We start from the raw sequence: 26,190 nt of genomic DNA, 5'->3' as shown, positions 1-26,190 counted from the left end.
GCTTTCTCCTTCAATGACGAAAACGCTCTCCGACCCGGCACGGATCGGAGAGCGCCAAATACTCAGAGAACCTTTTTACGGATTCGCTTCGAAAGATCAAACCGAACCGGGATAGTTCGGGCTTTCGCGGGTGATCGTCACGTCGTGCGCGTGGCTTTCGCGCAGGCCAGCGCTGGAAATGCGCACGAAGGTAGCGCGTTCCTGGAATTCCTTGATCGTACCACCACCGACATAACCCATGGCAGCCTTCAGGCCGCCTGCAAGCTGGTGCAGAACGCCGGAGACCGGACCTTTATACGGAACCTGACCTTCGATGCCTTCCGGAACAAGCTTCAGCGTATCGCGGACTTCCGCCTGGAAGTAACGGTCTGCCGAACCACGCGCCATGGCACCAACGGAACCCATGCCACGGTAAGCCTTGAAGGAGCGACCCTGATAGAGGAAGACCTCACCGGGGCTCTCATCCGTGCCGGCGAGAAGCGAGCCGATCATCACGGCGGATGCGCCTGCGGCAATTGCCTTGGCAAGGTCGCCGGAGAACTTGATGCCGCCATCGGCAATGACAGGGATATCGGCAGCATTGGCAACTTCAACCGATGCCATGATCGCGGCAAGCTGCGGGACGCCGACACCGGCAACGATACGTGTCGTGCAGATCGAACCCGGGCCGATACCGACCTTTACGCCATCCGCACCCGCATCAATCAGCGCCTTGGTCCCGTCAGCCGTCGCGACGTTACCGGCAATGATGCGAACCGAGTTCGACATTTTCTTTACGTGGGCAACGGCGTCGAGAACGCGCTGCGAATGACCATGCGCCGTATCGACGACCAGAAGGTCAACGCCGGCGTCGATCAGACGCTCGGCACGCTCGATGGCGTCAGCACCAACGCTGATTGCGGCAGCGGCACGCAGACGGCCCTGCGCATCTTTCGTTGCATTCGGGTTTAGCTGCGACTTCTCGATGTCCTTGACGGTGATGAGGCCAACGCAGTTGCCCTTCGCATCGACAACAAGCAGCTTTTCAATGCGATGCTTGTGCAGCAGACGCCGCGCTTCCTGCTGGTCAACGCTGCTTTCCTTGACCGTGACCAGATTTTCGCGGGTCATCAATTCGTAGATCTTCTGCTGCGGATCAGACGCAAAACGCACATCGCGGTTGGTGAGGATACCAACAAGACGGCCGTTCTTATGACCGCCGGCCCCACCGTTTTCGACCACCGGAATACCGGAGATGCCGTGAGCCTTCATCAGCGCCTGAGCTTCAGCCAGCGTTGCATCCGGTCCGATTGTCACCGGGTTGACGACCATGCCGCTTTCAAACTTCTTGACCTGACGAACTTCCTCAGCCTGCTCGATCGGCGTCAGGTTGCGGTGGATAACACCAATACCGCCGGCCTGTGCCATCGCAATGGCAAGACGACCTTCGGTCACGGTATCCATAGCGGACGAAAGGATCGGGAGGTTCAGGTCAATATCGCGGGCAATACGGGTGGAAATATTCGTCTGGCCAGGCATGACCTCCGAATGTCCGGGTTGCAGCAACACATCGTCAAATGTGAGAGCGTCCAAACCAGTGGGTGTTTGAATGATGCGTGCCATGGCCAAATTCCTTCAGACTGAAAATGCATGGCCGGTCCGGAACGATTAGTTCACCCCGGCGGTCCTGCAAGGATTGCGTGGAAGTTGGCGAGGGCTGGTAACACGTTCATGACAGGAAGGGAATAGAAAAAACCCGGAAAGCGATTCCGGGCTTTCGCTGTTGCTGCATTGCAGCACGATCAGATGTCGAACTGGTAGGATTTCGGCACGAACCGGTAGCCGGTCTCCTGCTTTTCCGCATAGCCAACTGCCGGGAACGGCATGTGGTAGCCGAGGAAGGGAAGACGATCCGTTGCGATCATGTCGAACACCTTCTTGCGCGACGCAGCCGCCGCCGCCTTGTCCATGTCGAATTTCACTTCCCATTCCGGGCGCTGCAGCGACAGCACGAAATGGTTCGCGGTATCGGCCGTCAGGACCAGCTGCTTGCCATCCGACTCGACCTGGAAAATCAGATGTCCGGGAGAATGGCCGAAAGCAGCTACACTGGTAATGCCAGGTACCACAGTTGCGGCGTCACCGATAAAGGTTGCCTTCTCCGCCAGCGGCTTGACGCTGGCCAGAACGCCTTTGTGGCCACCCTCAGCAGGCGTGCCAACACGCTTTTCATCTGTCCAGAAATCATATTCCGCCTGCCCGAAGACATAGCGTGCCTTTGGAAACGCCGGAGCACCTTTTTCCATCAGGCCTCCGATGTGATCGCCATGCATGTGGGTGAGCACAACCACCGTCACATCTTCCGGCGTGTAACCGGCCGCAGCCATGCCTTCGATCAGACGGCCGTTACCAGAACCGCGTCCAGCTTCACCAAAGCCGGTATCGAACAGGACGAGTTCAGATCCTGTATTCACCAGAACGGGAGAGAACGAGTTGACGAACTGATCCTTCGGCAGAAAATTCCGTTCCAGCAATGCGCCGACCGTTTCGGCAGATTGATTGGTGCCGAAGGTTTCTCCCGGGTTGGGGGCGGCGCGTGCGCCGTCCTTCACGACCAAAATTTCGAACTGGCCGAGCTTGAAGCGATTCGTTTCCGGAGGCATGGCGTGATCGATCTCCATGGAGGTTTGCGGCTGTGCCGTCTGAGCGACTGCCCGCGTCATCAAGAAAGGCGCACCGAGAGCGCCGGCGCCGACCGCTCCCATAAGGCCGCGCCTGCTCATATGCAAAAACTGCGTCATGATCTTTCTCCGATATCGTTGAGGGCCCAAATTCGTGCCCGCGAACAATAAGCCAAGAAAATTACAAGGAAACGGGGTCTCACGCAGGTTTGATGACATGGACTAAAATTAACAAATATCCAGTTGGCAAGCCCGCTTATCAGGCGTAGGAGGAGGCCAGCATCCTTGTCGCAGCGCAACGCCGCAGGCAGCCTATGAACCGCATTATCCCATTGATCCTTGCTGTCGCTCTTTTCATGGAGCAGATGGACTCGACCGTCATCGCAACATCGCTGCCCGCGATTGCCGCCGACCTCAATGTCGGCCCGATCACGCTGAAGCTTGCATTGACCGCCTATATGGTGGCGTTGGCGATCTTCATCCCGATCAGCGGCTGGATGGCGGACAAATATGGCGCCAAGAAAATCTTCCGCATCGCCATCGGCGTTTTCGTCGTCGGATCGATCTGCTGCGCGGTGTCTTCTTCTGTCTTCGAGTTTGTTGTTTCCCGTTTCCTGCAGGGGATGGGCGGTGCAATGATGACGCCGGTCGGTCGTCTCGTTCTCCTGCGAACGACAAAGCGCAGCGAGCTTGTCTCTGCCATGGCGCTTTTGACGATCCCCGGCCTGGTCGGGCCCCTGACCGGCCCACCGATCGGCGGTTTCATCACCACCTATTTCTCCTGGCACTGGATTTTCCTGATCAATGTACCGATCGGCATTATCGGGATCTGGCTGTCGACAATCTTTCTACCGGAAATAGAAACAACCAACCCGCCGCCAATGGACGGCAAAGGCTTCATCCTGTCCGGCGTTGCAGCCTCGGGCGTGGTGTTCGGCGTTTCCGTGGTCAGCCTTCCCGCACTTCCGCCAGCCATCGGCATTGCTTCAACGATCATCGGTTTCATCAGCGGCATTCTCTATCTGCGGCACGCGGCCAACCATCCCGCACCCATTCTGGATTTCCGTATTTTCCAGAATGCGACATTCCGCGCAGCCTCGGTGGGTGGCACGATTTTCCGCATTTCGACGGGTGCCATCCCCTTCCTTATGCCGCTGATGTTGCAGATCGGTTTCGGGCTTAACCCGTTCCAATCCGGCATGATCACCTTTGCCGGGGCGATCGGCGCGATCACCACGAAATTCATTGCCAAGCGTGTATTTGCGACGACCGGCTTCCGGACGACGCTGATCGGCGCGGGTATTGTTGGAGCCTTTACGACGCTCGCCAACAGCTTCTTCACCCCCGAAACGCCCTACCCGCTGATCATGATCTTCCTCGTGACCGCAGGTTTTGCGCGCTCGTTCTTCTTCACAGGTTCGAATGCGCTCAGCTATTCGGACATCGAGGACAGTCAGGCCAGCCAGGCAACTTCGATGGCATCGGTGTTGCAGCAAATCAGCCTTGCCCTGGGTGTCGCCTTCGCCGCATCGATCCTGGAGGTGAGCGCAATGATCTCGGGTTCGCACCTGCAGCTTGCCGATTTCCACATTGCCTTTGCAATCGTCGCTGCCGTTTCACTCTTCGCGATCTTCCCGATCATTCGCATGGATGGCAATGCGGGAGCGGCGGTTTCAGGCCATCGCGGCAAGGTCTCGCAACCGGCAGAGTAATGTCACAAGACTGGATCACGCGACACGGTCCGGACAACGCCTGACCCGTGCAAACAAAAAGGGATCAGCAAAGCCGATCCCTTCTTCTTTCTTTAATATAGCTTATTCGCCGGCGACGGTTTCATCTTCATCATCCCGGCTCTGCGGCTCCGCTTTGCGGCCTTTAAAGTGCTTGGCCAGCAGGAACATCTCGACGGATTCGGAGCGTGAAGACGCAGGCTTGATATGCAGGACCTGCTTGAAGTTTTTCTTCAGCATGTCGAGCAGCGTCTTTTCCGTGCCGCCCTGGAAGGTCTTGGCGAGGAAATGGCCACCCTCCGCAAGAACCTGGATAGCGAAGTCGGCCGCGACTTCGCACAGGTGCATGGTGCGGATATGGTCCGTTTTCTGGTGGCCGGTCGTCGGCGCCGCCATGTCCGACAGAACCAGATCAGGCGTGCCACCAACCGCTTCCATCAGTTTTTCAGGTGCCGACGGGTCGAGGAAGTCGAGCTGCAGGATCTTCACACCCGGGATAGGATCGAGTTCAAGGAAGTCGATTGCGGCGACGCGGATGTCGTCCTCGGTGGAATCCGTCACCTTGGCGGCAATCTGCGACCAGCTTCCTGGTGCTGCACCAAGGTCGATGATGCGGCGTGCATCCTTCAGGATCTGGTGCTTATCATTGATCTCGAGCAGCTTGAAAGCCGCGCGGGCGCGGTAGCCTTCGAGCTTGGCGCGCTGCACATAGGGATCGTTGATATGACGTTCGAGCCAGCGACGAGAAGACGCTTTGAGCTTGGTCTTCTTGACCTTCTGGCCAATCTTTCGTCCGGTACGGTTGTTGCTTGTCGGCGCCTTGCTCATGTCAAACCTTCTGTCCGTTCTTGCCGCGCCGTCTGCATGCGCCGTATACGGTTGCGCCGCCACGCACCGTCATCTGCCATCATGTCCGTCAGCAGGCCCTCGCGCAAGCCGCGGTCGGCGACACGCATGCGGCGTGCGGGCCAACGGCGGCGAATTGCTTCCAGAATGGCGCAACCGGCCAGAACCAGATCCGCCCTGTCGGGCCCGATGCAGGCATTGGCAGCACGACCGGCAAAATCCCAGGCCAGCAGCTTGTCCTGCATGGCCGTCACTTCTGCATCCGAAAGCCACAGGCCATCGACCTTGCGGCGGTCATAGCGTGGAAGATCAAGATGCACACCCGCAAGTGTCGTAACGGTGCCGGATGTACCAATCAGATGGAAATCTTCATGGGCGGCCTGCACAACAACCGGTGGGCAATGGAAGGCATCCAGCAGGCCCTCAACCTCGCGCACCATGGCGGCAAAGACATCGGGCGTCACATCGCGACCACCGTGACGTTCAGACAGGGTGACAACACCGACAGGCAGCGACGTCCAGTGGGTGATGTGATTGGCAAGCCGGTTGGAACGGTTCTCGCCGACCCTGATGACAGCGATTTCAGAAGAACCGCCACCGATATCGAAGAGTACGACAGAGCGGGCCTCACGACCGACCAGAGATGCACATCCCGAGACGGCAAGGCGTGCTTCCGTTTCGCGGCTGATGATTTCGAGCCTCAGGCCTGTCTCGCGCGTGACGCGGGCCAGAAACTCCTCGCCATTGGCGGCAGCACGGCAGGCTTCCGTCGCAATCAGTCGCATACGCCTGATCGGACGCCCGGACAGTTTCGCCGCGCAGACTTTCAGCGCTTCCACAGCACGATCCATCGCGTCGTCGGAAAGGCGACCACTCGATACCAGCCCCTCACCCAGGCGGACTATGCGCGAAAATGCATCGACGACCCGGAACTGGCCGGGACGCGTCGGCTGCGCGATCAGAAGACGGCAGTTATTGGTGCCAAGATCCAGTGCCGCGTACATGTCCGCGCCAGCATCAGCATGGTCATGCGATTTCGACGCATGGCGGCCCGCGCCCTCGTGCTTCTTCTGCTGCTCCGCAACGGCCGCACCGTGACCACGGCCATTCGGCTTGGCTACATGCTTGGGCGCGTGAGAAGGCACAAGAGGGCGACCCTGCGGATCGCGGTGCACCCGCTTGCGATTGCGCGATTTGCGGCTGCCGCCAGGAACACCACTCGGGTTAGGCGCCTGAATTGCGATATCAGGAGACTGTTTTGCGGCCGCGGCAGGAGCACTTGCCTGCTGGGACGTGCCCTTCCCGCGTGAACGCCTGCGACGCTTGCGCTTGCGCGGTTCTTCGTTCGACTCGAGAGCCGATGCATAGTGGGAACCGGCCGGAACATCAGTGACAACATCATGCGACACCACAGCAACGTCGCGGGGCTTACCGTGACGCCTGTTCTTCTTGCCGCGACGGGAACGCTTCGCCTTCCCTTTGTCAACCACCGACGCCCCTTGGTCCGACGGCTTTGGGCCGTTTCCGGGGTCGATCACTGTCTTGTCCATTTCGCCGCGCACAAGCGTTGTCGCTATGCAGCAGGCTTTCATTAGGTTTCGTTGGCGCGACAATACCAGCGCAAGTCATTTTAGCCAACTGGTTTTTGCCGGACCGAAGCGCACACGAGAGTGCAGCCGAAAAATCGTGCTGATAGACAATACGGAAAACTATGGGAGAAAATTCTCTCCCCTCCTTGGAAGTCCATAATCATGACTGAACTTTCAGGGAGGGGAGAGTGGTACGGTTGAGTGGGGTCGAACCACCGACCTCAGGTGCCACAAACCTGCGCTCTAACCAACTGAGCTACAACCGCACACCAACGCGCCGAAGCGCCGTCGTGGAGGGTCCAATAAAAGGTGTTTTCCCGATTTGCAAGACCCAGTTTAAATTTTGCGGAAAAAGCTTTCGAAAGGCAAGGGATTTTCTGTGGAGCTTTCCTTCCAATTATGGTGACGCACTGAGTTTCCGTCTCCTTCTGCGCACCTGTTCATGTTAACTCTGTTTGGCGATTAATGCGCCAGACGATGGACCGTGCGGCCCTGTGAAGTTATTTAAAATTCTGTTAACGTGGTGCCTGTGCGGGTTCAGATTTCGGCTTCATGAGGAAGCGACGAAACCGCACGAGGTCCGGTAGTGCCAGAATAGGTTTCGACATGCCCGCCGTTCAATATCCCTTTATCGATATCGCAGTGCATGAACGTGTGCGGGAAGGTTTCGGCCGCGGTGAGGCAATGGCGCTGTTTTCCATGGATCTGGAAACCGTTCTATGGGCAAACGGACGCGGAGCAGCACTGTTCGGCACGCCTATGGTCTACGACTTTCTCGAGCAGGGACCAAAACGGCAGGACGTCACATTCCGCCAACTGTCAGCGACTGCAGCCCGACTTTCGGGGATCGGCGAGAGCCTGCCCGTCACCATTCGAATCAATTCGGGTTTCAAGAGCCTGCCCGTCCGGGCGAAGGTAGAAGTCATTGAAGCTGAGCTTGGTCAAAGCGCCATTCTTTTTTCTGCCTTTACCGATCAGACACCCCCCGATATGGCCGAGTGTGCCCGCCGCATGATCGAGGGCTTTGACGACCCTGACATCCATATGGCCGTGCTGGATGACAGATCCGCCATTATCGCGGCATCAACCGGTTTCTCCGCACTCGGCATCACGCCAAGCACCGCGAGAACGCTTGTAAGCATGGCCTCCGGCCAGTCGGGGCGTCTGGTGAAACGCCCAGTGCCGACCGGCAAGGGCTACCTGCCCGCCGCGACCGGGCAGATTACGCAGTCGCCCGAACTGAACCTGCTGTTCGTGGTTGAAACCGCGCTTGGCAGGCTCGACCCTGTCAGCGATTTTGGCGATGACCAGCCACTGGAAACCATCACTCCTCCGTCTCCTGTCGCATCGGTAGAAGACGTCGCCACGCCGACGGTTGAAACGACATCCTTTGCATCGATCCTCGATGCCGTCGCCGACATCGAGGATGTGGATGATGTCGAGGAGTTCGTGGACGTCGACGAGGATACAGTCGTCTCAGATACGGCTCAGGACTTCGAGTTTTCAGCCGATCCGACGGAAAGCGACGACACACCGTCGATCGCCATCTCAAATTCGGAGGATGAGCAGGCCGAATTGATACTGCCGACCGAAGAGGCCGAAGACGAAGTTCGTCACACCGTTGAGCATGTAGAGATTGCCGAAATGGCAACCGAAACGACGGAAGCGCCTATCGAGACGGTTGAGACAAAGATGTCTCCTGTTTCACCACTGGACCCCGATGCCGTTGTCGGAGACGAGACTGACGCGGTGAGTTCTTTCGTCTTCAATCCGACATCACGCGCGTCACGTTTCGTCTGGAAAATCGATGCCGAGGGACGCTTCAGCTCCATATCGCATGAGTTTGCCGAAGCTGTTGGTGCTAAAGCGGCTGCAGTCGACGGGATGAACTTCGCTGACGTCGCAGCGCTCTTCAATCTCGACACAGATGGCAAAATCCGTGAGCTTCTCGGTCGCCGCGATACCTGGTCCGGCAAGACGATCTACTGGCCGGTGGAAAATACCTCGCTCGTCGTGCCGATCGATCTTGCGGCCCTGCCTACCTACACCCGCTCACGCGAATTCGATGGTTTCCGTGGGTTCGGCATTGTGCGTCTGGCAGATGCAGTGGAAGACCCGCATGCTATCGGCCTGACTTTCGCAACAAAGACCGAGGCACCGACTGCGCCGTCCACAATTGCCGCCGATGAGGAAAGCCAAACATTGTTGGCGTTGCCCGAGGAAGACGATGTCGGCGAAGCAACCGTCGATGTGATAGAAGAAAACAGCGCAGCGGCGTTTGAAGATGACGCGCCCGCTGACGTGGCGGACGATACGCCGATCGAAGACACAAGCCGCGATTATACGCCGCCGGAGTTTGAAGTCCCGGTCCTGGACATTACACCCACACCTGGGCGCCGCTATTCCGACAAGGTGGTCCAGCTCGAAGAGCGGCGCGCACGGTCTCGGGAGGCGTTGAGCGCCAGCGAACAGGCTGCCTTCCGGGAAATCGGCAGAACGCTTGCGCCAACCGACCATTCTGACGAGGAACAGGCCGTTCCTGCGAGGGAGGAAGAGGCGGCAAGTGCGGTGAGCGAACCCACCGAACCTGAAATCGATACCGGTGTTGCGGCAACAAGCACGGAACAGTCTGAGACATCGGTCGAGGATGCTGTCGAGGCCGAAGAAGAGGATCTGTTTGCCGATTACGTGCGCGGCGAACAGCCTGCCGTCACGACGGCAGCAACGGATGTCGAAGCTTCTGAAGACGAGGCCGCTGTGGCACCTGCAACGGATGTTGCCGCACAGGTGAGCCCATCGCGCACACGTTCGTCTGATTCACTCACTGCGGAAACGCTGGATCAAATGCCCGTTGCACTGCTTGTCCATGCTGGCGAGCGGTTGATCCACGCCAATCCAGATTTCCTGCGCCTTACAGGCTATGATTCCACCAGCGAGCTCGAAGAGGTCGGCGGACTGGACGCGCTGTTGCAGCGACAGGATCTGGAGGGCATGCCCGGCCATGAAGGTGGGATGGTCATCGTGAATGCCGAGAACGACGTGATCCCGGTCAAGGCACGTCTGCAATCGATCCGCTGGGAAGAAACGACAGCGTTGATGCTTTCTCTTATCCCCACCGCGGAGCCGGCCGTCGCGAGCATTGCAGCGACCGAAAACACAGCGGAAACGGAAGACGAATCTCTCTCCGCCCTGCAGGGCGAGGTGGAAGAGCTTCATTCAATCCTCGAAACGGCAACGGATGGTGTCGTTCTGCTGGGTGACGAGGGTGAAATCCGCTCTTTGAACCGCTCTGCCAGCGCACTTTTCAACTACGACAATGACGAGATTGCCGGAAAGCCGTTCGTGACGCTGTTTGCGCATGAAAGCCAACGCGCCGTGCTCGATTATCTGTCCGGGCTTGCCAACAATGGCGTCGCAAGCGTGCTGAATGACGGGCGTGAGGTGATTGGTCGCGAAGCCTCCGGCGGGTTCCTGCCGCTGTTCATGACCATCGGACGCCTTAAATCCTCGCACGGCTACTGCGCCGTGATCCGCGACATTACCCAGTGGAAGCGGACGGAAGAGGAATTGCGAAACGCAAAACGGGCGGCGGAAACGGCCAACGCCCACAAGACGGATTTTCTGGCGCGTGTCAGCCACGAAATCCGCACACCGCTCAATGCGATTATCGGGTTTTCCGACCTGATGGCAACGGAACGTTTTGGTCCGATCGGCCACCCGCGATATGTCGAATATTCGAACGACATCGGGCGCTCCGGTCGTCACGTTCTCGATATCGTCAACGATCTCCTGGACATTTCCAAGATCGAAGCGGGTCAGATGGACGTCGACTTTGTCGCGGTTGCGCTGAATGAAACCGTAGCAGAAGCCGTATCGCTGGTTCAGCCACAGGCGAACAACCAACGTGTCATCATCCGAACTGCTCTTTCGCAGTCCGTTCCGCAAATTGTTGCCGATCTGCGCTCGATCAAACAGATCGTGCTCAACATTCTGTCGAATGCCATTCGCTTCACGCCGTCGGGCGGACAGATCGTCGTTTCCACAGCCTATGAGGCAAACGGCAGCGTGACGTTGCGGATCAGGGATACCGGCATCGGCATGACGCGTGCGGAACTGGATCAGGCCATGAAGCCGTTCCGTCAGGTCGCTTCCTCAGGCAAACGCGTTCGCGGCGATGGCACGGGACTTGGCCTTCCCTTGACCAAGGCGATGGTGGACGCCAACCGCGCCAATTTCTCCATCACGTCCACCCCAAACGAAGGAACGCTGGTGGAAATCACGTTTCCGTCACAGCGCGTCCTTGCGAACTAGGGCTGAGGCGCGTTAGCTAGCCAGACGATGAGCCGCTACGGCTCATCGAAGTTTTGGCAAGACGACAGGTTGGCACATCCATGGCGGTTTCCCTTCCGGCAGCGAAGCGTTTTACGGTGCTGCCCGTCACAACCGTTGTTGTCGCAGCCATTGCATCCATGCCTATCGTGGCGATCTTCTGGTTGGCACTTACCGGCGGTACCGATGGCTGGCATCATCTTTTGGTCAATGTGCTGCCACGTGCCGGATTGCGAACCTTCCTTCTTTTGTCGATGACGGCTCTGGCTACTGCTTTCTTCGGCATTGTCTGCGCCTGGCTTGTTACCACATTCGAATTTCCGTTACGCCGCGTGTTTTCCTTCGCGCTGGTTCTGCCGCTTGCCATTCCTGCCTATCTGGCAGCCTATGCCTTTGGTGAATTTCTGGATTTCACCGGACCGGTGCAAAGCGCTATTCGTGCCCTTTTCGGTTATCACAGCATTCGCGACTACTGGTTTCCTGACGTCCGCTCGCTTGGCGGCGCAGTTCTTGTTCTCAGTTCCGTCCTCTATCCCTATGTCTATCTTTCCGCCCGTGCCGCCTTCTCCATGCAGGGACGTTTTGCCGCCGAAGCCGCGCGAACGCTTGGTGCAAAACCGTTTAACGTCTTCTTGTCGGTGCAGTTGCCAATGGCCCGTCCCGCCATCGCCATTGGCCTGTCGCTGGTTTTGATGGAGACGCTGAACGATATTGGCGCGGTTGAATATCTTGGCGTGCAAACGCTGACCTTCACGATTTACGAAACCTGGCTCAACCGTGGCAACCTGGCAAATGCGACACAGATTGCCGCCGTGATCCTTGTGGTTGTCGGCGCGCTGATCGTCATCGAGCGAAACGCGCGGGAAAAACAGCGTTTCTCCTCGCCAAAAGCCACGAACATGGCGCAGCGGCATGCGCTGAAAACCCTTGAGGGCTGGCGCCGTTGGGCGGCGCCACTCTTCTGTGTCCTGCCAATACTGAGCGGTTTTTTCATTCCCGTCAGCGTGCTGGGCGGTTACGCGGTCAAACGGCTGGACATGTTTCTGGCACCGCGCCTTCTCAAAGCGCTGGGACATAGTTTCCAGGTCTCTGTCTCAGCGGCGCTTGTTACGCTTGTTGCGGCCTTCGTTTTTTCCTACGCCTTGCGTGTCAACCGTTCGCCCACGTCGAAGGTGGCAGCGCGCCTTGGGTCCATGGGATATGGCGTACCTGGAACCGTGCTTGCGATTGGTGTGCTCATCCCATTGGCCGGGTTCGACAACCAGGTCGATGGCTTTTTGCGATCGCATTTCGGTTTCTCGAGTGGGCTGCTTCTATCCGGCAGCGCCTTCGCGATCATCTATGCCCATGCCGTGCGTTTCATGACGATGGCTGAGGGCACGCTGGATGCCGGCTTTCACAAGTTGTCGCCGCATATCGACATGGCGGCGCGAACGCTCGGTCGTAACCGCCTGCAAACGCTGGTCAGCGTACTTTTGCCCAACATGCGCCCCGCAGCACTGACGGCATCGCTGCTGGTGCTGATCGAATCCTTGAAAGAACTGCCGGCGACAATTTTGCTGCGGCCTTTCGGCTTCAATACACTGGCGACCCTCGTTTACGAGGATGCATCCCGCGCAAAGGTACAGGATGCCGCCATTCCGGCGATCATCATCATTATCGCTGGACTGGTGCCAGTCTTGCTCGTTTCGAAGTCGATGGACCACCCCGAATAGCATTTTTTGAAGTAGGCCAATGACACCAAAAAGAAAGGCGGTCTTTCGACCGCCTGTATAAGATGTGCTTTTACAACGAGAGTGAGGGGAATAGTCTCGCAATTCGAAAATCATGAGCCCCGGTCGCCACAAGAAGGACGACCCTGCGTTGGATTTACTTTCCGCCAACCCGTCTTAACAAGCAGTTAAAACTGCGATCGATCAATTACCGACGAAAAATCCTATTTCGATACCGTACGGCGTCTCGTATTGCGACAATCTCCCGTTCCGAAACAATCAAGCGATGCGGAAAGGTTCGATTGCCAGACGCCTTTTTTCAGTTTCTGGCCGCCACGTGTTCGTCCCTCATACGCTGCAGTTCAGTGCGCTTCGAGGCGACCGACGCGGCGATCACCCCAATGGTGACGAGGCCGATGAGGATCGTACAAATCGCGTTGATTTCCGGTGTGACGCCAAGACGGACCTGCGAATAAATCTTGATCGGCAGCGTCGTTGCGCCGGGACCGGTTGCAAAGCTTGCAATCACAAGGTCATCCAGCGAGAGCGTAAAGGCCAGCATCCAGCCGGCGATCACCGCCGGGAAAATCAGCGGCAGGGTGATGCGGAAGAAGGTCTTGACCGGCGGGCAACCCAGATCGAGTGCGGCCTCCTCCAGACTACGGTCGAAGGTCAATAGCCGCGACTGCACCACGATTGCCACGTAACACATGGTAAAGGTCGTGTGAGCGATAACGACCGTCCAGAAACCACGGTCGACACCGACGGCGACAAACAGCAGCAGCAGCGACAGGCCGGTAATTACCTCCGGCATGACCAGCGGCGCATAGATCATTCCTGAAAACAGCACACGCCCCGGAAAGCGCGCAAACCGCGTGAGCGACAAGGCTGCAAGGGTTCCCAGGATCGTACCAATCGTGGCACTGAGAATACCCACACGAAGTGTAACCCAGGCAGCATCCATCAAGCCCTGGTTCGACCACATCGCCGAATACCATTGCAATGAAAAACCGCCCCAGACGGTGACCAGCTTGGAAGCATTGAACGAGTAGACGACCAGAATGATGATCGGGATGTAGAGGAACGCGAAACCGAGCGTTAGAACGGTAATATCGAATTTGCCGCGCTTCATGGCTTCACCCCACCTTCTTCTGCTGGTTCTGGAAGATGGCTATAGGCACCACCAGCAAAAGCAGCAACAACACGGCAACGGCAGAAGCCAGAGGCCAGTCGCGATTGCCGAAGAACTCGGTCCAGAGCGTCTTGCCAATCATCAGGGTCTGTGCGCCGCCCAGAAGATCCGGGATGACGAACTCACCGGTAATCGGAATGAAGCAGATCATCGACCCGGCGATCACGCCCGGCAAGGACAGTGGAAAGGTGATCTTCCAGAAGGCTTTCCAAGGCGGGCAGCCGAGATCTGCCGCAGCTTCCAGCAGGGTGTTGTCCAGCTTTTCAAGTGCCGAATAGAGTGGCAACACCATGAATGGCAGGTAGGAATAAACGATGCCGATGAAGATCGCCGTCTCTGTGCGGAAAATATTGACCTGCTGATCAGGCCCGAGAAGACCAATCCATTGAAAGAGAACTGTCAGCAGACCTTCCGGCTTCAAGATGCCGATCCATGCGTAAACGCGGATCAGAAACGATGTCCAGAAGGGCAGGATGACGAGCATCACCAAAGTCGGTCGCACACTTGAAGGCGCCCGTGCCATGGCGAGTGCCATCGGATAACCGATCAGCAACAGCAGGAAGGTGGAGATCAGTGCTATTCGCAACGAGGAGAGATAGGCGTCCACGTAAAGCGGATCTTCCGTCAGGAAGATGTAGTTCTCAAAATCCAGTTGGGAGAAAAATTCGCCCAGCTTCGAAAACCCTTCGAAAACAGGCGTGTAGGGCGGCATGGCAATCGCGGTATCGGACAGCGATATCTTCAAAATAATGAAGAAGGGCGCTGCAAAAAACAGCAGCAACCAGAAATAAGGAACCGCAACGACCAGCCATCGCCAGGGGCTTTGCCGGTTTTCTGGAGTGGTGGTTGCCATGTCAGCCCTCCTCAACGCGTCAGAACCAGACCGGAATCCGGCGTCCATTTCAACCAGACCATGTCGCCGAAGGTGATCGGGCGATCGACGAGACGCGAGACGTTGGCCTGGGCCGCACGAATGACACGCCCGTCTGCCAGTTTGACAATGAAGATCGAGAAGTCGCCGAGATAGCCGATATCCCAGACTTCGCCATAGGCGGCGTTCACTGAGGTGTCCGCAGGCTGGTCGAGCGAAATACGGACCTTTTCTGGACGAATGGCGAAGGCAACCTTGTTGCCGGGAACGGCCGAGCATTCCTGTTCGACGGAAACCTTTAGCCCGTCGCAATCCAGCGTAACGGCCCCGGGTTTTCCAGCGGCGGAGTCATTGGAGGCGACAGTCGCGTCGAAAATATTGATGTCACCGATGAAGTCCGCGACGTAGCGGCTGTTTGGCGCCTCATAGATTTCCGCAGGTGTCGCAACCTGAACGACAATTCCCTTGTCCATGACCGCGATCCGGTCGGACACGGTCATCGCCTCTTCCTGATCGTGCGTGACGATCAGGAAGGTCAGGCCAAGCGTTTGCTGCAAGTCCATCAACTCGAATTGGGTTTCTTCGCGCAACTTCTTGTCAAGCGCGCCAAGCGGTTCATCCAGAAGCAAAACCTTAGGCTGCTTGGCGAGCGAACGCGCCAGTGCCACACGCTGCCGCTGGCCGCCAGAAAGCTGGCTGGGCTTGCGTTTGGCAAACTCGGTCAGTTTGACGAGGCGCAGCATTTCCGCGACACGGTTGGCAATATCCGCTTTGGGCAGTCCATCCTGCTCCAGACCGAATGCAATGTTCTTTTCAACGCTCATATGCGGAAACAGGGCATAGGACTGGAACATCATGTTGGTTGGGCGCTTATAGGGCGGCACGCCGGAAATATCTTTTCCCTGCAACAAGATACGACCCGACGTCGGGTCCTCGAAACCGGCCAGCATGCGCATCAGCGTCGTCTTTCCGCAGCCGGAAGGGCCAAGAAGCGAAAAGAACTCGCGTTCATAAATATCGAGGGTCAGATCGTTGACAGCGACAAAGTCACCGAAGCGCTTGGTGACATTTTCAAAACGGATAAACGGAACCGCATCGGGACTGTTCCAAGGACTGAATTTCCGTTTCACCGGTCCCAAAGTTTTCGCCATTCGCCCTACCCTTAAATTCTTTGTCTGAAAAAGGCGGGCAAACTGCCAGCGGATCAATCGTCCGCTGGCTGAGGCATTTGTCGAGGAATGCGCCCGCCGGCCATTCCTCAACCAGCGAGCGGATAGATCAGCTACCGGTTTTTATCTGTGTCCAGACGCGGTTGAGAACGCGCTGTTCCTTCGGTCCGTAAGGCGAGATGGTGAAGAGCTTCTTCATCGTCGCCTCGTCAGGATAGACTGACGGGTTCTTGGACACCGATTCATCCATCAGTGGCTGAGAGGCAAGGTTACCGTTGGCATACTGCACATAGTTGGAAGCCTTGGCGATGACTTCCGGCTTCATCAGGTAGTTGATGAAGGCATGTGCTTCATCGACATTCTTTGCATCCGCCGGGATCGCCAGGTTGTCGAACCACATGTAGGTCCCTTCCTTCGGAATGACGTAGTTCACTTCCACGCCGTTCTTGGCTTCCTCAGCGCGGCTCTTGGCCTGCAGGATATCGCCCGACCAGCCGATGGTGATGCAGCTATCGCCGTTCGCCAGTTCATCGATGTAGGCGGAGGAATTGAAGGTCTTCACGTTGGGGCGGATCTTCATATAGACCTCGCCACCGGCTTCCAGATCAGCCGTTTCCTTGCTGTCCGGGTTCTTGCCGAGATAATTCATGGCGATCGCAAAGGTTTCATCCGAAGCGTCGAGAATGTTGATACCGCAGGATTTCAGCTTCTCTGCATTTTCCGGTTTGAAGAGGATATCCCAGCTATCGACCGGCACATCGCCAAGAGCAGCCTTGACCTTGGCGACGTTGTAGCCGATGCCGGTCGTGCCCCACATGTAGTTGACGGCATACTCGTTGCCGGGGTCATACTTCGCCAGACGCTCAGACACTTCCGGCCACATGTTCTTCAGGTTCGGCAGCTTCGACTTATCAAGCTTCTGGAAAACGCCAGCAGTGATCTGACGGGCCAGGAACGGCGCTGTGGGAACCACGACATCGTAACCGGAGCTTCCGGCCAGCAGCTTGGTTTCAACCAGTTCGTTGCTGTCGAAAACGTCGTAAACGACCTTGATGCCGGTTTCCTTGGTGAAATCGGTCAAAATCGATTCGTCGATGTAATCGGACCAGTTATAAACGTGGACGACCTTCTCCTGAGCCATAGCAGAGCCCGCTGCAACAAGCGCGGAGGTCATGGCCAAGGTCATGCGGAGCGAACGGTAATTCATGATATCTCCTGTTTACGCATCCTCGTTGCGGGAGCGTTATCCCCTTTTTTGAGGAGAGACTAGAAAGGAAAACTGACGGTAGCAAGCGGGAAATGTGCACCACAGCATTTTCAACTGAATGTGTTCGACCCTAAAAAAATCAGCGTAAAAAACTACTGGAAGTCGAAGACGCTGAGCCCCGTCACCATCTCATCCAGCCCGAGGGGCCGTGTCAGAGGCGCTTCGGCGCGCGAAAGACAGCCCTGCCTTTCGCACAGACGACAGGAAGGCCCGATTGGGATGGCAACGGTCCCAGCCCCAACCGCCGCGCCATATACCGTTTCGCCCGCCAGTCCCGCATCACACCCCAGCATAAGTGCCGTGCGCCTGATGCGTTCGCCAAAGCCCGCCTGCGGCCCTTCCAGCGTCCGCGCAACGGTCAAAAAGGAATCACCATCCGGCATCTGTGCCGTTTCCACGAGGACCTGACCTGGTTGTGCAAAAGCGGCATGAATGTTGAGCCTCGGACAGAGCCCGCCGAAGCGGGCACGAGGGAACCCCTGCGCTCCCGCCATACGGAAGCGGTTACCGGCATTGTCGATTTCCATCAGGAAAAACGGAATGGCGCCAACCGATGGTCGTTGCAACGTAACAAGGCGGTTTGCCGCCTGTTCAAAGGACACGTTGAAACGGGAACGCAAGACATCAAGATCGTATTTCGCTCTCTGCACCGCAGCCAGAAACGCGCCGTAAGGCATCATCAAGGCGTGTGCAGCATAGCGTGCCATCTCGAAGCGGGCGATACGGCGTGCCTCTCCCCCTGCCAGGCCAAGCCCTTCCAGTTCGCCATCTATGGCTTCGCGTAGCGCCAGCAGACAGACCTCCATTGCCATTTCCCGAAGCTGATCGGCTTGAGAAAGCCGTTCTGAAATGAACAGCCGCATAGAATGGCGATCATAACGTCGACGCAGATTGGGCATCGCATGAACCGGGAGGGTTCGAGCGACGATGCCGTGGTTTTTCTGCAGCCAGCTCCGCAAGCCTGTTGCCAGGTCGTCACCCGCCGCAAGCTCCTTGTGTAAAGCCTCCGCTGCCACATCGATCACATGAAAATAGTATGGCCTGTTTTCAAAAACATGCCGGACCTCATCGATCGGCAAACGGGTTGCCGAAAGCGCAGTCTCATGCCCCTCGCGTGCTAGCAGCTCCGAGAGGTCGGAGAGACGTTTGGCCTGCTCCCTGTAAGCACGGTACAACTTGATGACGCCGCTTGCGGCATTCGGCGCAGCGTCGGCCACCTCCACCAGTTCTTGCGGCGACGGCACCTCCCCCGCCAGAAGCGGGTCAGCGAAGACCTCTCGCAATTGCCCGGCAGATCCCGCGCTTTCACCCTGAAGATCATCCAGATCGACCCTGTAGACTGAGGCGAGCTTCAGCAGAAGCTGAACCGTCAAAGGCCGCTGGTTACGCTCAATGAGGTTGAGATAGGAAGGCGAGATCGCCAGCGCCTCGGCCATGGCCGTCTGGGTCAGGCTCAACCCGTTGCGAACGCGACGCACACGCGGCCCCGCGAAAATCTTGTTCTCCGACACGCCTCACCTTTACAAACCTGTTACAATTTTAGAGAGCCCAGACTTTTACAATATTTACAAATTTACAGTTCCACCCTGTCATACATACTACAGGATAACCTCTTTCAAGTCACTGTTTTTATGTTTATTCTGGCGTCATCAATCCCGAGAATGTAAATGTAGTCACACAGAAAAGCGCTTCAGACGGAGTGGAAAAGGCGCCTTTCCAAACAGGCATTCACAGGGAGAGAGAAGTATGACGGATTTTTACAAACTTGTTCCAGGCGCACCACAGGGTCGTTATGACGGCATTGAACGCAGCTACACGACAGCGGATGTGGAGCGACTTCGTGGGTCCGTCAACATCAGGCACTCGCTGGCGGAAATGGGTGCGAACCGCCTGTGGCAACTCATCAATGAGGAAAATTTCGTCAACGCTCTCGGTGCTCTTTCCGGCAATCAGGCCATGCAGATGGTTCGTGCCGGGTTGAAGGCGATCTATCTCTCCGGATGGCAGGTTGCCGCGGACGCCAACACCGCGTCGGCCATGTACCCCGACCAGTCGCTTTACCCGGCCAATGCCGCACCGGAGCTTGCCAAGCGCATCAATCGCACCTTGCAGCGTGCTGATCAGATCGAGACGGCAGAAGGCAAGGGATTGTCGGTCGACACCTGGTTTGCCCCGATCGTTGCAGATGCCGAAGCCGGTTTCGGTGGACCGCTCAATGCGTTCGAGATCATGAAGGCTTTCATTGAAGCGGGTGCCGCCGGTGTTCACTACGAGGACCAGCTCGCATCCGAGAAGAAATGCGGCCATCTGGGTGGCAAGGTTCTGATCCCGACGGCGGCGCATATCCGCAACCTGACGGCCGCACGTCTTGCCTCAGATGTCATGGGCGTGCCGACCCTGGTTATCGCGCGCACGGATGCGGAAGCTGCCAAGCTTTTGACGTCAGATATCGACGAGCGCGACCGCCCGTTCGTGGACTATGACGCCGGCCGCACGGTCGAGGGCTTTTACCAGGTGAAGAACGGCCTTGAGCCCTGCATTGCACGTGCGGTCGCCTATGCGCCCTATTGCGATCTGATCTGGTGCGAGACATCGAAACCGGATCTGGAGCAGGCGCGCAAATTCGCAGAAGGCGTGCACAAGGTCCATCCGGGCAAGAAGCTCGCCTACAACTGCTCGCCGTCGTTCAACTGGAAAAAGAACCTCGACGACGCGACAATTGCCAAGTTCCAGCGTGAACTGGGGGCGATGGGTTACAAGTTCCAGTTCATCACCCTTGCCGGTTTCCACCAGTTGAACTACGGCATGTTCGAGCTGGCGCGCGGCTACAAGGATCGACAGATGTCGGCCTATTCCGAGCTTCAGGAAGCGGAATTTGCGGCAGAAGCCAACGGCTACACCGCGACGAAACATCAGCGAGAGGTCGGCACCGGTTACTTCGATGCCGTATCGCTTGCGATCTCCGGCGGCACGTCTTCGACCACCGCCATGAAAGAATCGACCGAGCATGACCAGTTCCGCCCGGCTGCGGAATGAATGAAAAAGCCAGCTTAACGGAGGAAAAAATGGCTTCGATTTCGAGAGTTAGAGAACGGGCAGACGAACAATCCTCTGCCATGAACCAGGACCAGCAGGCTGCGATCCGCATGCTGGCAAACGACCTGCACCGGCTCAACCAGTCGGTTATGAAAGCGGTCGAAGCCGGTGTCTCCGTCGAGCTGGTTCGCTCGGCGCGCCACCATGGCGGCGGAGGAAACTGGGGCGATCTGCTGATCCCTGTCATCGTTGCGCAGGGAAGCGCTGCGGCCTGAAAAAGCCCACAACCTCAAGCCGGGCGACTGTTGCGCCCGGCAAACAAATCCGAATGCCCCTTGATCAGACGGGTCATACGGTCCGCCACCGTCCGTATATCGCGACGGTGGCGATCGTCATTGTTCATGACGATCCACTGCGAATGCCGCAGTTCCTCGATCTCCCCACCTTCGCGCATCAACCGCGCATCCGTATCCCCAACGAAACAGGGGAGTATAGCGACCCCGGCGCCAGACAACGCCAGATCCAACAAGGCTGTCGGTCGGTTCACGGTCACGACCAGACGATCAGACCGGTTGGCATGGGGCCATTGCAGGTAAGCCGAGATTGCCTGCTCTCTGGACACCGCCAGCCAGCGGTCAGCGACCGAGGTCGCGGCATTGCGCAGCCGATAAGGCGCATAAGCGACGTCTCCCGTCCTGATCGCCGCAAGATTGCGTTCCTCCGGCGCGAACGCACGGATGCCGATGTCGTGCTCCCGGTGCGCCAGCGCGGCCCTCTGCTCGGCGATAAAAAGATCAATGCGAAAATCGTCCCGCTCGGTACAGATCGCAGCGAAGTTTGCCGTCAAAAGCCAGGCGTTCCATGTTCCGAGAGCGATGCGCACGAGCGATGACCCGGCTGAAGACTTCTGCCAGCCTTCCACCTCTTTGGCGGCGTTCTCCATCGCCTGAAGGCGGTCGAACAATGCCCTGCCCTCCACCGTCAACGTGTATCCCGTCTGGCTTCTTTGAAAGAGTGTCTTGCCGATACGCTCTTCCAGTTCAACCATACGCCGACCGACGGTCGCGGGGCTGAGACCCGTCAGCGACGCAGCACCCGTCAGGCCGCCGCTGCGTGACACGTCAAGAAAAAGCTGGTAGGAATCCCAAGTGATGTTTTTCATCAGTGAAAAACATAGCGCAATATCTTGCGCAGAGAAAACAAAAAACGGCGTGCATCATGGCCCTCCGAACTCAAGGAGGATTGAGATATGCACGCGTTTTATTCAGCTCTGGCGATCATCGAAAACCAGCAACCGCGCACGCGGCGGGAAGCCATCAGACAGGAAGAAAAATTCTATGCCGACATGGCGGAAGCGTCGCGGCTCTGGCGGTTTTTAAAGGCAATTGCCAAAACGATAAGGTCAAAAGGCCGAGACCTAGAAAAGAAGCGCGGCGAGAGCAGTCAGAGCACCGGCTGTAATCATGGTCAGACGCAGAGTTATCTGCGCGGTCTCACTGGCAACTCTAGCAAGGGCAATAGCGCGGGGACGGCGGTTTGCGGATCTGTTCATACGCGGTTTTCCTGACGAAATACTCAACCGATCCATGCCCTCTTCCGAAGGCTTCCAGCATGACATCATGTGCAAGACGGCAACCATGGGCCGACTTCGCTGGCATTCGGCCAGCATGACTCCATGCCTGTTAACACAATGTTAAAGGGAGCCAATTTCGGGTTAACGTGGCTGACTTCAGGCAGCCTCGCCCGCCGCATGGCCGCACGCCCAAGCCCACTGGAAATTGTAGCCACCAAGCCAGCCGGTCACGTCCACGCACTCGCCGATGAAAAACAGGCCAGGTATGGATTTGGCTGCCATGGTGCGGGAATCGAGATGTGTCGTGTCGACGCCGCCAAGCGTCACCTCGGCGGTTCGATAGCCCTCGGAGCCGGCAGGCTTGATGTGCCACTCCTGCGCCTCCGCCGCCAGCTTGGCCAGCGCCTTGTCGGACATATCGGCGAGATTGCCTGTCATCGCAGCCCTGTCGACGACATGCTGGGCGAGCCGTTTAGGCAATATCTCGGAAAGAGCGGTTTGCGCAGACTGGCGTCCGTTTGCTTTTTTCGCGTCCTTCAGGTGCGACAGCATATCGACTTCGGGCTCCAGCTTCAGCCGGATCGTATCGCCCTCGCGCCAGTAGGACGATATTTGCAGGATCGACGGCCCGCTGATGCCGCGATGAGTGAACAGCAACGCCTCTACGAACGAGATCTTTCCATGAAATACTTCGGCGGGAACGGCAACACCGGAGAGAGGCGCAAGCTTTTCCAACTGGGCCGGATCAAGCGTCAGCGGTACAAGGCCAGGCCGAGGTTCGATGAGCGGCAAACCAAACTGTTCTGCGATCTGATAGGCAAAGCCGGTGGCGCCCATTTTCGGGATCGATTTCCCACCCGTCGCGACCACAAGACTTTCGGTCTCGATCGTGCCTGCCGATGTTGTTACACGAAAACGATGCCCGTCGTGCGTAACTGCCGATATGTCGGTCTGCAACCGAAGCTTTGCACCCACTGCCTGCATTTCAGCAAGCAGCATACGGATGATGTCCTTTGCACTATCATCACAAAACAACTGGCCAAGCGTCTTTTCATGCCAGGCGATGCCGTGTTTTTCGACGAGAGCGATAAAATCCTTCGGCGTGTAGCGGGCGAGCGCCGACTTGGCAAAATGCGGGTTGGCCGACAGATAATTTTTAGGGCCGGCGTGAATATTGGTGAAGTTGCAACGCCCGCCGCCAGAGATGCGGATTTTTTCGCCCGGCGCCTTGGCGTGATCGAGAACGATCACCGAGCGACCGCGCTGTCCGGCACGGATGGCGCACATCATGCCGGCAGCACCAGCACCCAAAATCAGCACATCACATTTCTCGGCCATCGATCATCCCCGCTTCCATCTCCTTCCTCTTTTCGAACCGCGGGCTCTTGTCAATGGCGCTTTCCCCCTCGCCAATTGCCAAACTCTGGTTATGATGCCGCCAGTCGAAACTGAGACCCGGTGATACATGCCCCCCAAGAAAACCATGCTCCGCCCCAAAAAGCCGGCAACCATGGCAAAGACACCCCCTCTCGACCTTTCCTCCCCCCGTGGTGTTTCCTCCTGGCGCGAAGCCTCCCAATGGCTGAGGGCCCGCGGCATCGAGGACATCGAATGCATCACGCCGGACCTTGCCGGCGTCCCGCGCGGCAAAATGATGCCGACGGCGAAATTTACCGGCGACACGTCGCTTGCACTGCCCTCGGCACTCTACCGCCATACGATTTCCGGTGAGTATCCCGACGAAACGGCGAATTTCCGTTATGAGCCGCGCGACAGCGACCTGAAGCTGGTGCCCGATCTGTCAACGCTGTCCGTTGTTCCGTGGGAAAGCGATCCAACGGCGCAGGTGATCTGCGATGTGGTCGATGCCGAAGGCGCGTCCGTTCCCTACACGCCCCGCAACGTTCTGAAAAACGTCCTTTCTCTTTACAAGGAGAAAGGCTGGAAGCCGGTTGTTGCCCCGGAAATCGAGTTCTACCTCGTCGCCATGAACGATGACCCGGATTATCCGCTGCATCCGCCAAAAGGCCGCTCGGGTCGCTCGATTGTTGGCGGTCAAAGCTATTCGATCGCCGGCATCAACGAATTCGACGAACTGATCGACGATATCTATCACTTCTCCGAAAAGCAGGGACTTGAGATCGATACGCTGATCCACGAGGAGGGACCGGCTCAGCTTGAAATCAACCTGCGTCACGGTGATCCGATCGAACTGGCCGACCAGGTGTTCCTGTTCAAGCGCACGATCCGTGAAGCTGCCCTGAAGCACGGTATCTACGCTACCTTCATGGCAAAGCCGATGCAGGGCCAGCCAGGTTCGGCGATGCATATCCATCAGTCGGTCATCGAGATCGACAGCGGCCGGAATATTTTCTCCAACAAGGATGGCAGCGCCTCCAAGGAGTTCTTCTCGTTCGTTGGCGGCATGCAGCGTTACGTACCGAACGCGCTGGTCATGCTGGCGCCTTATGTGAACTCTTACCGACGTCTGACGCCTGACATGGCCTGCCCGGTCAACAATGCCTGGGGTTACGACAACCGCACGACGGCTTTCCGCGTACCGATCTCCGGACCGCAGGCACGGCGCGTGGAAAACCGTCTGCCCAGCTCCGATGCCAATCCCTACCTTGCGCTTGCGGCATCGCTCGGGTGCGGCTGGCTTGGCATCATGAACAATATCGAGCCGACCGAGCCGACCTATGAAACGGCGAATGAAGGTTCCATCGACCTGCCGCGCGGCCTTCTCGAAGCCGTGGCACTTCTCGAGGCCGAACCGCAGTTCGACCGGGTGTTCGGTCATGAATTCGTCGGGCTATATGCCGGACTGAAACGGGGGGAATTCGAAACCTTCATGCAGGTCATCAGCCCGTGGGAGCGGGAATTCCTGCTTCTCAACGTGTGAGGACTTTCACATGGCATGGCAAAGCCCGATCGCACCGGGCATCTCCTGGTATCAGGCGACTGTCGGTGAGCGACCGGAATATCCGTCCATGGACGGCCCCAGGGATACGGAGGTCGCCATTATCGGTGGCGGCTATACCGGCCTTCAAGCTGCCTGCAATCTCGCGGCTAACGGGGTCCCGGTCGTTCTGATCGAAGCAAACCGCTTTGGTGACGGCGCGTCGGGACGTAACGGCGGGCAGTTCGGCAGCGGCCAACGATCCTGGCCGGATGAGCTTGAGGATATCGTCGGCTTCGAACAGTCGAAGCTTCTTTTCGATATTGCCGAAGGCGCGAAACATTACGTTCTCGATTTCGCCCGCGATCATGGCATAGACATCGATTATCTGCCGGGCCAACTCAATGTGGCGCATAAGGCGGCGTACGAAGACGATTATCGCAAAAGTGTCGCGGCGATGAATGAACGCTACGACTATCCGCACATCTCTTTCATGGAGCAGGCGGAAGCGCGCGAACGTGTCGGTTCCAGTCATTATTTCGGCGGCACACGCGACACCGGCACCGGGCATATTCACCCTTTGAAGCTACTGGTCGGACTTGCCAAGGCCGCCAGATCAGCGGGTGCCGATATTTTCGAAATGACGCCTGCCAAATCCATTCGGCAATCGGGCGGCAAGACCATCATCGAGACACCTTTCGGGACGTTGACAGCAAAGCGCGTTCTGATCGCCACCAATGCCTATATCGGCAACCTGGAGCCGGTTACCGCCGCACACATCATGCCGATCCGTTCATTCATCGGCGCGACAGCCCCCCTCGACAATCATCCGCATGTCATTCCCGGCCGGGAAGCAGTTGCGGATTCCCGTTTCGTAGTGCGTTATTTCCGCAAGACCAATGACAATCGGCTGCTGTTTGGCGGACGCGAAGCTTACACGGCCGATACACCACGCGATATTTCAGTGCATATCCGCAAGCAGATCGCAGAAATCTATCCGGCGTTGAAAGATGTTGAGATTACCCACTCCTGGGGAGGCTCTGTCGGCATCACCATGCCAAGGCAACCTTTCGTGCGCGAAGTCATGCCTGGCGTGATGTCGATTGGCGGTTACTCGGGGCACGGTGTCATGCTCGCAAACTATTGCGGCAAACTCTATGCCGACATGGTTCTGGGACGCCAGGATCTGCTTGCCCCGTTCGCACGGCTGAAAGTGCCTCCTTTCCCGGGTGGGGTTTCGCTCAGAGCACCCTTATTATTCCTTGCGCTGTCGTGGTTTGCACTTCGAGACAGGTTCTAGGAACCACTTTGCAGAAT

18 protein-coding genes, 1 tRNA gene and 1 pseudogene are annotated in these 26,190 nt (G+C 57.5%); 8 read left to right on the top strand and 12 right to left on the bottom strand.

What is annotated here, in order from left to right; translation table 11 throughout:
• Positions 1-96 precede the first annotated feature (96 nt).
• Positions 97-1,602 (bottom strand): IMP dehydrogenase, encoded by a 1,506-nt coding sequence (gene guaB / locus FY156_01790; GenBank protein ID UXS00310.1) that lies wholly within the window; start codon positions 1,600-1,602, stop codon positions 97-99.
• Between the two features lie 179 nt (positions 1,603-1,781).
• A complete protein-coding gene (locus tag FY156_01785; protein ID UXS00309.1) occupies positions 1,782-2,780 on the bottom strand; it encodes an MBL fold metallo-hydrolase in 999 nt (332 codons plus the stop codon).
• A gap of 194 nt (positions 2,781-2,974) precedes the next feature.
• On the opposite strand from FY156_01785, the gene FY156_01780 reads away from it, so the two are divergent.
• Positions 2,975-4,372 (top strand): multidrug efflux MFS transporter, encoded by a 1,398-nt coding sequence (locus tag FY156_01780; protein UXS00308.1) that lies wholly within the window; start codon positions 2,975-2,977, stop codon positions 4,370-4,372.
• A gap of 102 nt (positions 4,373-4,474) precedes the next feature.
• Here FY156_01780 and FY156_01775 read toward each other — a convergent pair whose 3' ends face one another.
• The 3 genes from FY156_01775 to FY156_01765 all read right to left on the bottom strand — a co-directional run bounded on the left by FY156_01775 (position 4,475) and on the right by FY156_01765 (position 7,091).
• On the bottom strand, positions 4,475-5,218 hold the full coding sequence (locus FY156_01775; protein ID UXS00307.1) for an RlmE family RNA methyltransferase: 744 nt from the start codon (positions 5,216-5,218) through the stop codon (positions 4,475-4,477).
• Positions 5,215-6,828 (bottom strand): Ppx/GppA family phosphatase, encoded by a 1,614-nt coding sequence (locus FY156_01770; protein ID UXS00306.1) that lies wholly within the window; start codon positions 6,826-6,828, stop codon positions 5,215-5,217. The genes FY156_01775 and FY156_01770 overlap by 4 nt, the downstream gene beginning before the upstream one ends.
• Positions 6,829-7,014: 186 nt before the next feature.
• Positions 7,015-7,091 (bottom strand) — tRNA-His (locus FY156_01765).
• Positions 7,092-7,431: 340 nt separating this feature from the next.
• On the opposite strand from FY156_01765, the gene FY156_01760 reads away from it, so the two are divergent.
• The gene (locus FY156_01760; protein ID UXS00305.1) at positions 7,432-11,136 is read left to right on the top strand and encodes a PAS domain S-box protein; all 3,705 of its coding nucleotides are present in this window, start codon (positions 7,432-7,434) and stop codon (positions 11,134-11,136) included.
• Between the two features lie 80 nt (positions 11,137-11,216).
• A complete protein-coding gene (locus tag FY156_01755; protein ID UXS00304.1) occupies positions 11,217-12,869 on the top strand; it encodes an iron ABC transporter permease in 1,653 nt (550 codons plus the stop codon).
• 316 nt (positions 12,870-13,185) lie between these two features.
• Here FY156_01755 and FY156_01750 read toward each other — a convergent pair whose 3' ends face one another.
• From FY156_01750 to FY156_01730, 5 genes are all read right to left on the bottom strand, one after another.
• On the bottom strand, positions 13,186-13,998 hold the full coding sequence (locus FY156_01750) for an ABC transporter permease subunit (GenBank protein ID UXS00303.1): 813 nt from the start codon (positions 13,996-13,998) through the stop codon (positions 13,186-13,188).
• A gap of 4 nt (positions 13,999-14,002) precedes the next feature.
• Positions 14,003-14,911 carry an ABC transporter permease subunit gene (locus tag FY156_01745; protein ID UXS00302.1) on the bottom strand — a complete coding sequence of 303 codons (909 nt, stop codon included), beginning with the start codon at positions 14,909-14,911 and terminating at the stop codon, positions 14,003-14,005.
• A gap of 11 nt (positions 14,912-14,922) precedes the next feature.
• Entirely contained in the window at positions 14,923-16,080 is a 1,158-nt protein-coding gene (locus tag FY156_01740; protein ID UXS00301.1) for an ABC transporter ATP-binding protein, read from the bottom strand.
• Between the two features lie 127 nt (positions 16,081-16,207).
• Positions 16,208-17,305, bottom strand: a complete 1,098-nt coding sequence (locus FY156_01735) for a polyamine ABC transporter substrate-binding protein (protein UXS00300.1) — start codon at positions 17,303-17,305, stop codon at positions 16,208-16,210.
• A 152-nt stretch (positions 17,306-17,457) separates the two neighbouring features.
• Positions 17,458-18,876: a helix-turn-helix domain-containing protein gene (locus tag FY156_01730; protein ID UXS00299.1), complete on the bottom strand. Its 1,419-nt coding sequence runs from the start codon at positions 18,874-18,876 to the stop codon at positions 17,458-17,460.
• 235 nt (positions 18,877-19,111) lie between these two features.
• Between FY156_01730 and aceA the strand changes: the two genes are divergently transcribed.
• Together aceA and FY156_01720 are read left to right on the top strand one after the other, a co-directional pair.
• The gene (aceA, locus tag FY156_01725) at positions 19,112-20,401 is read left to right on the top strand and encodes an isocitrate lyase (GenBank protein UXS00298.1); all 1,290 of its coding nucleotides are present in this window, start codon (positions 19,112-19,114) and stop codon (positions 20,399-20,401) included.
• Positions 20,402-20,430: 29 nt separating this feature from the next.
• A complete protein-coding gene (locus FY156_01720) occupies positions 20,431-20,676 on the top strand; it encodes a hypothetical protein (protein UXS00297.1) in 246 nt (81 codons plus the stop codon).
• 14 nt (positions 20,677-20,690) lie between these two features.
• Here FY156_01720 and FY156_01715 read toward each other — a convergent pair whose 3' ends face one another.
• The gene (locus FY156_01715; GenBank protein UXS00296.1) at positions 20,691-21,563 is read right to left on the bottom strand and encodes a LysR family transcriptional regulator; all 873 of its coding nucleotides are present in this window, start codon (positions 21,561-21,563) and stop codon (positions 20,691-20,693) included.
• A gap of 87 nt (positions 21,564-21,650) precedes the next feature.
• On the opposite strand from FY156_01715, the pseudogene FY156_01710 reads away from it, so the two are divergent.
• A pseudogene (locus FY156_01710) lies at positions 21,651-21,993 on the top strand (hypothetical protein).
• Positions 21,994-22,130: 137 nt separating this feature from the next.
• Here the strand turns inward: FY156_01710 and FY156_01705 are convergent.
• Positions 22,131-23,312: an NAD(P)/FAD-dependent oxidoreductase gene (locus FY156_01705; GenBank protein ID UXS00295.1), complete on the bottom strand. Its 1,182-nt coding sequence runs from the start codon at positions 23,310-23,312 to the stop codon at positions 22,131-22,133.
• A gap of 127 nt (positions 23,313-23,439) precedes the next feature.
• Here FY156_01705 and FY156_01700 point away from each other — a divergent pair, with 127 nt between their 5' ends.
• The gene (locus FY156_01700) at positions 23,440-24,876 is read left to right on the top strand and encodes a glutamine synthetase (protein UXS00294.1); all 1,437 of its coding nucleotides are present in this window, start codon (positions 23,440-23,442) and stop codon (positions 24,874-24,876) included.
• Positions 24,877-24,886: 10 nt separating this feature from the next.
• Positions 24,887-26,173, top strand: a complete 1,287-nt coding sequence (locus tag FY156_01695; GenBank protein ID UXS00293.1) for an FAD-binding oxidoreductase — start codon at positions 24,887-24,889, stop codon at positions 26,171-26,173.
• The last annotated feature ends 17 nt before the right edge of the window (positions 26,174-26,190 follow it).

The organism is Agrobacterium tumefaciens (assembly GCA_025559845.1).
Lineage (GTDB): Bacteria > Pseudomonadota > Alphaproteobacteria > Rhizobiales > Rhizobiaceae > Agrobacterium.
This window is presented reverse-complemented; position numbering and strand designations above follow the sequence as displayed.